The 5,502-nt window shown below is 55.7% G+C and carries 9 protein-coding genes and 1 pseudogene; 6 read left to right on the top strand and 4 right to left on the bottom strand.

What is annotated here, in order from left to right; genetic code table 11:
• Window positions 1-117 precede the first annotated feature (117 nt).
• The 4 genes and pseudogenes from K7H91_RS25325 to K7H91_RS25310 all read left to right on the top strand — a co-directional run.
• Window positions 118-600, top strand: a pseudogene (locus K7H91_RS25325) (tyrosine-type recombinase/integrase); the annotation flags it as partial.
• A gap of 314 nt (window positions 601-914) precedes the next feature.
• Complete coding sequence (locus K7H91_RS25320) at window positions 915-1,124, top strand: hypothetical protein (RefSeq protein WP_230722933.1); 210 nt, start codon at window positions 915-917, stop codon at window positions 1,122-1,124.
• Window positions 1,120-1,410 (top strand): helix-turn-helix domain-containing protein, encoded by a 291-nt coding sequence (locus tag K7H91_RS25315; protein ID WP_330166047.1) that lies wholly within the window; start codon window positions 1,120-1,122, stop codon window positions 1,408-1,410. Before K7H91_RS25320 ends, K7H91_RS25315 begins: the two co-directional genes overlap by 5 nt.
• A 358-nt stretch (window positions 1,411-1,768) precedes the next feature.
• Window positions 1,769-2,029, top strand: a complete 261-nt coding sequence (locus K7H91_RS25310) for a HigA family addiction module antitoxin (RefSeq protein ID WP_230722932.1) — start codon at window positions 1,769-1,771, stop codon at window positions 2,027-2,029.
• On the opposite strand, the gene K7H91_RS25305 is transcribed toward K7H91_RS25310, so the two are convergent.
• The 4 genes from K7H91_RS25305 to K7H91_RS25795 all read right to left on the bottom strand — a co-directional run bounded on the left by K7H91_RS25305 (window position 2,022) and on the right by K7H91_RS25795 (window position 3,731).
• Entirely contained in the window at window positions 2,022-2,312 is a 291-nt protein-coding gene (locus K7H91_RS25305) for a HigA family addiction module antitoxin (RefSeq protein ID WP_230722931.1), read from the bottom strand. The two genes, K7H91_RS25310 and K7H91_RS25305, sit on opposite strands and share 8 nt — an antisense overlap.
• Window positions 2,313-2,326: 14 nt before the next feature.
• Window positions 2,327-2,605, bottom strand: coding sequence for a type II toxin-antitoxin system RelE/ParE family toxin (locus K7H91_RS25300; protein ID WP_230722930.1), 279 nt, complete (start codon window positions 2,603-2,605; stop codon window positions 2,327-2,329).
• Window positions 2,606-2,870: 265 nt separating this feature from the next.
• On the bottom strand, window positions 2,871-3,473 hold the full coding sequence (locus tag K7H91_RS25295) for a GIY-YIG nuclease family protein (RefSeq protein ID WP_330166046.1): 603 nt from the start codon (window positions 3,471-3,473) through the stop codon (window positions 2,871-2,873).
• 87 nt (window positions 3,474-3,560) lie between these two features.
• A complete protein-coding gene (locus K7H91_RS25795) occupies window positions 3,561-3,731 on the bottom strand; it encodes a hypothetical protein (protein WP_330166045.1) in 171 nt (56 codons plus the stop codon).
• Between the two features lie 85 nt (window positions 3,732-3,816).
• Between K7H91_RS25795 and K7H91_RS25290 the strand changes: the two genes are divergently transcribed.
• Entirely contained in the window at window positions 3,817-4,767 is a 951-nt protein-coding gene (locus tag K7H91_RS25290; RefSeq protein WP_230722929.1) for a TniQ family protein, read from the top strand.
• Window positions 4,728-5,483 (top strand): hypothetical protein, encoded by a 756-nt coding sequence (locus tag K7H91_RS25285; protein ID WP_230722928.1) that lies wholly within the window; start codon window positions 4,728-4,730, stop codon window positions 5,481-5,483. The genes K7H91_RS25290 and K7H91_RS25285 overlap by 40 nt, the downstream gene beginning before the upstream one ends.
• Window positions 5,484-5,502: the final 19 nt, after the last annotated feature.

Raw genomic sequence — 5,502 nt, 5'->3', positions numbered from 1 at the left:
TATTGTTTCCCGTCATGAACTTTTGAATCCGGCTCTAAGACATGGGGCCATGGCTGTGCTTATGGCACAGCTGTTCGATGAAGAGAACGGCGGTTTTACAAGGCGCACCCGCTTGGCAGCCAGGCGCGACCCGCCATGGACCTGCTGCTACGGACCGGCCTTCGGCGGGGCGATGTCTTCAGGCTCGAGCCGCAGCATGTCAAGAACGGTGTTATCGAGTTTCGCGCGAGCAAGAATGCCAAGATGGTCTATATCGATATTTCACCGCAACTCGCGATCGCGCTTGATGCCTGCAAGACCCATCAGATGGCCTTTCTGACGACGCCGGTGCATGGCCGCCCGTTCAAAAGCGCCGCCTCTTTCGGCAACTGGTTCGGCAAGATGTGCAAAGAGGCCGGCGTCGCCCCGCGCACACATGGCCTGCGCAAGAAGGGCGCGATCGACCTGGCCGAACTTGGCGGCACGACCGAGGAGCTGAAGGCGCGCTTCGGCTGGGAAACCGATTCTATGGCCGGCCTCTACACCCGAGAGGCGGGCCGCCGCAAACTCTCAAAACAGGCCTCGGAAAGACCAAACGGGAACACCCTACCCCGCATCTGAACCCGAAATCCCCGCACGTTAAAAAAGAACATAAATTTCAAAGCCTTAATGACACGATTTTGGTGAATGGCGACCCCTGCAGAACAGGGTGATTGCTTACTTTTCAATAGGTTACCGAAGAAAAATCCAATTTCGGTCATCATAAGAAAACAAGGACTTACGTCGAAGAGTTCCAACGTCTGCGAACATCTTCCCCATAAAAGAAAAATCGCCGGAAGGGTTGCAGCCACCTCCGACGACACAAAAAAGCACATTGCCTCTTTCCTTTATCCCATTACACGCTTCGCCTCAAGCTCTGATGCGGAGGTGGCAAGATGACAAAGCCTCTGACGCATGCAGGTTTGCCAAAAGGTATGACTCGATGGCAATTGCTCGACTTGCTGGAAACCGGTTGCCGCGTTCTGGGCCTCAGCAAAGGTGATGTGGCCTACCTGAGGTTTGCGATGTCTTCCACCCAAGATGGTGATTATGAGCCGGGACGTATATGTGCCTTCTGGCCCTCGGTAACGGAAATCGCGGATTGAAGCTAAACTGATTTCAAGTCGGTTCCTCGTCAAAAGCTGCTCCACCCACAGCGGGCGCAGAGGTTGGCGCGTGAACGGGCTGATCAAGCAAGAGTTCGGCATCAACCTTGCTCCATTGATAGATCGCGCAGCGGAGATCCGTGCGGCAGCCCAGAAAGCGATATTTGAACAGCGAGAAGCACGCTCGCTGCGGCATCAGATCGTAAGGCTCTTTGAAAAGATAGACCAACTTGGCGATGAATCCGCCCGCGCAAAAGCACAAGGTTTGTTGCCAAAACCGCAATGATCAACACCCGGATGTACCCTGTTGTCATCCATCGCGAAGCCGAGGTTTGGGGCTATCATAGCCCCGAGTTTGGCGGTGGCGGTGCAGCCAGTCACGATGAAGCGCTGCGCGCTGCGCAAGAGCTTCTGAAGTCCGCCGCAGCGGAGTTTCGGGAACAGGGAGAGGCCGTCCCTCTGCCAACAAAACCAGATCTACTAGACGCGGATGGTGGGCAAATCGCATGGCTTCCCGTCGTTGTAGCGTATGCTAGCATATTCTAGGCTAGGATAGATCTGAGTGTCGCATGGCTTCCCGTGAAAGAGACTTACTAGGGTTTAGATTCCTCTGATCCTGATACTGATACTGAAAGGAAATGCTCATGGGACTTCTGACCGCCCCCCGTCATCCTGGTGAAATCCTAAAGCATGAATTTCTGGAGCCACTCGGACTGACGTCAGCTAACCTTGCCAAAGCAATCGGTGTGCCGCGTACCCGCATCGAAAGACTGGTGGAGGAGCAAACGGCCGTGATACCTGACACGGCTCTTCGGCTATCCAGGGCTCTTGGAACGACCCCGGAATTCTGGATCGACATGCAGACCAATTTCGACATGGCCTCATTCCACTGTCACTTCAAGTAGCTGCAGTCTCCTGCAGACGGCGAACAGGCGGCTGCTTATGCTGCATGGCCTGCCACAGATCATAATTGGCCTGCATTGCCAACCAGGCACGGGCCGTGCTCACCCCGGCCTGTTCCAGGCGAACGGCCAAATCAGGGCTGATACCCGCCTTGCAGTTCAGTACCCGCGAAAGCGCCACTCGGGACATAGCCAGCCTTTCGGCGGCTTCGGTCACGGTGAGCCCCAGAGCTGCTATCACGTCTTCCTTGAGGACTTCGCCTGGATGCGGAGGATTGTTCATCATGTCATCGACTCCTTTCAGTGGTAGTCCTGATAATCGACAAGTTCGGCTCCGGTTTCGGTGAAACGGAACGTCACCCGCCAGTTCCCGTTGACCCATACCGACCAATGACCGGCCAGATCGCCCTTGAGCCGGTGCAACCTTAACGATGGCAAATTCATAGCCTGCGGCCCGTCCGCCGCGTCCAGCAAACCCAATATACGCCTCAGCTTTGAAGCGTGAGCCGCCTGGATGCCTCGCGTTGAACCGGTGCGAAAGAACGTTTCGAGGCCCTTATGGCGGAAACTGATAATCATGACTGACTGTATCTCGTATCGTTACAATATACAACGTTATTGTTGAACGCGTCGCCAAAAAGGTGCGCAAAGCGCTCGAAAGTCCCGCTCCCCGAGGAACGCGCTTTCCAACGTGCCGTAGTGACGACGGGTGGGGACTTTCGAAACAGGCGAGACGACGAACTTTTCGCAGGTATCGAGGCAATGGCGGCGGTCGATTGGACGACCTTCCGAATGTGGCGAGCGCCCGATGCTTATCCCTAAACCCTGGCCGACGCCCCTCACCTCAAGCCCGCTCTTCCCTGACCAACTTCGCACGTTGCGGATCGTAGCGGTAATGCGTGATTGAGCCATCGCGGATTTTCTGAACGGCCTCGTCGATGATGAAGAGCGGCACCAGAAACCACTCCCTGGGCGTGACCGGGCGGCCAAAGCGATCGGGGACTTCGATATCGAGCTGGGCCGGACCAAAGACGCGATGGATGAGGTTTTCCAGGCGCGTCTGGTTGATGTTGAATAGCTCATAGGTTGCCACGACATCCACCGGCGCCATGAGAAAAGTCGGCTGCAGGTGCGCGCCCGCGATCCGCTTTTCGACATCCATGGTCGTCACGCCGATCTTGTGCACCAGTTCACGATTTTCCGCGACCATCGGGTGGTCGGACTTGCTTCTGAGAACATAAATCGTACCGGAGGTGCTGTCGCCCTCCTCAAGTGCATCGGAAAACAGGGGGCCGGCGACGGGTTCGGTAATGCGACGCCCGGCCTCGTCCTTGTTGAGCGCCCTTTGCAGTGAACGCATCAGCATGTTGCTTTCGGTGCCATTGTCGAAAATGACGCGCAGACGCGCATCCGTCCGACCCTGATCGGTCAGCGTTTCCTCGCCCATCTCAGCGACATAGGCCTTCTGCCCCTCGACGATAAAGAAGCGTCCAGGCTGAATTTCGGCCTTGAGTTCGAACGCTCGCGTTTCGCGCTACCCGTTTTCAAGTTCGCGCTGAACCTTTTCGAACAATTGCCTGAAGCTATCGAAATCCTCGCAGCGCTGGCGGCTGGCGACGTCCTCGGCAGCCTTTCGGTCTGCCGTTGAACGAACATGCTTCAGCTCGGTCAGCGGGCTCGCCTCATGGCGCTCGCTCAGCTTCATGTTCGTCGTATTGCGCCAAGCCTTTTGAGATGGCAATCCGCTATTGATAGCCTGCGATTCCACACAGCTTGAGGATTTTGCTCTGATGTCTAGCGTCTTGCCCGCGCCTCCGTCGCCCAAATCGCGCGAGACAACGATTTCCTACCTTTCGCGGCTGGCCGCGTCCAAAGGCGTCAGCGCAAGAGAGTATGCTTCCGATATGGGCGTTTCGCTGAAACGTGTCATCAATCAGGAAGACGAAGCACTTAAGCGAATGGCCTATTGGGGGCGGCTTTCGATTGAGCAGCTTGCGGATCAGGTTTCCTGGGCTGGGAGCCCAGCAGGTGATGTTAGGCTCAATTTTCGAGGCGAACTATACGGCACTCGTTCTCTCCGAAATCCAGTTGTCCGCGGCTGCCCACACTGTCTTCGTGAAGATATGGACAACTGCGCGAATGCGCCGGCTGCTGCGATGGCAATGCGAGGCGATTGGCAATTCAGAGAATCTATCTTGTGCGTAAGGCACAAGCAGCCACTTGTTCCATTGTGGAGGTCGCAACCACTAATCGAGCGGAGCGATTTTACCTTGCATTTGCCGGCGGTTGCAGAGGCACTAGCGAACGGACGCATAGTACAGCAGCTATGCAAGCCGTTACCTTACGACACATGGTTGGATAGACGGCTATCGTCCGGCCAGGATGACACTTGGCTTTCCAGCCTAACTGTTTATGCCGTTTCGACCGTCTGTCTGCTGCTGGGAATGAAGCTTCGCTCTCTGTCAACAGCTGAAGTCAATGATGACTGGCGTCGCCGGCACGCAGCGCTTTCCGCAGGTTTCGAAATCGTCAGCCGCGGAGAAGACGGTGTTCGCAATGCTCTCGATCGCCTGGCACTGGAAGCAAACAACGGACGCGATACGCCCAAAGCAGCGTTTGGGCAGCTATACGGAAAGCTCTCGATCGATTTTGTCAAAGATCCGGCTTCACTGTTTTCCGGACAATTCTACGAGATTGCATATTGGATCACTGGGAGTACGCTGGCACCGAGGTCGTGTTAGGAGAACCCGTTGGTCGTCGCCACTTCCATTCGTTACTCAGCGCCTCGAAAGAAACAGGCTTCTCGCCGCGCGTACTCAACAATTATCTGGTTGAGGCTGGCGTGCTTGATGCCAATGATCCCCGCCCTGAACCCAGGCGGCTTTTCGACGCCATCAAGTACGCAGATTTGCTGAAAACACTGCCCGCACTGGTGGGGCGAATTGAGATGCAGTCTGCAATGGGCGCGACAAGAAGGGAATTGCGAGCACTTCATCGCGATGGTGTTCTGAAACCGCACATATCGAATGATTCCGTCAGGTCGATATGGAAAATCGAGGATGGACTCGCTCTCATTGCTGAGTTGCGGGCCAGAGTGACGGTGTCCGGTGTGCCCGACGAAGGATGGGAGACGATCAACCTTGCAGCAAAGCGCAAGAAAGTTGGCGTCAATGCCGTCATTGATGCCATTCGCGCCGGCACGGTAACCGTTGGCGTGAAGGAGGATCAGAGGGGATATAACGCGATTCGAATTCTTATGACGTCAGTTGACCACTGGCATGCGCGCCATGGGAAAGAAGCCAAACCGGAAGGAGCAATGTCTGTAGCAGAACTTGCTCGATCCATTGGGCAGCACAATAATCGGTATTTCCTGAAACTGTTTGAGACTGGGCATGCGTCCGCTATGAGCGTAATGCATCCCGTCACACGTCGGAAAGAGGTGGCTCGGTTTGTCTGAACAGTTTGGGGCGTTTCGT

Origin of the sequence: Martelella mediterranea (assembly GCF_021021415.1) — a bacterium.
Taxonomy (GTDB): Bacteria; Pseudomonadota; Alphaproteobacteria; order Rhizobiales; family Rhizobiaceae; genus Martelella; species Martelella mediterranea_C.
The sequence above is the reverse complement of the archived record's forward strand: the minus strand, read 5'-3'. Positions and strand labels throughout refer to the sequence as shown.

Excerpts from the sequence above, each read along its gene's own strand:
- K7H91_RS25320 (WP_230722933.1), top strand. The coding sequence starts at position 915 with ATGACAAAGCCTCTGACGCATGCAGGTTTGCCAAAAGGTATGACTCGA.
- K7H91_RS25290 (WP_230722929.1), top strand. The coding sequence starts at position 3,817 with ATGTCTAGCGTCTTGCCCGCGCCTCCGTCGCCCAAATCGCGCGAGACA.
- K7H91_RS25305 (WP_230722931.1), bottom strand. The coding sequence starts at position 2,312 with ATGATGAACAATCCTCCGCATCCAGGCGAAGTCCTCAAGGAAGACGTG.
- K7H91_RS25795 (WP_330166045.1), bottom strand. The coding sequence starts at position 3,731 with ATGAAGCTGAGCGAGCGCCATGAGGCGAGCCCGCTGACCGAGCTGAAG.
- K7H91_RS25300 (WP_230722930.1), bottom strand. The coding sequence starts at position 2,605 with ATGATTATCAGTTTCCGCCATAAGGGCCTCGAAACGTTCTTTCGCACC.
- K7H91_RS25295 (WP_330166046.1), bottom strand. The coding sequence starts at position 3,473 with ATGGGCGAGGAAACGCTGACCGATCAGGGTCGGACGGATGCGCGTCTG.
- K7H91_RS25310 (WP_230722932.1), top strand. The coding sequence starts at position 1,769 with ATGGGACTTCTGACCGCCCCCCGTCATCCTGGTGAAATCCTAAAGCAT.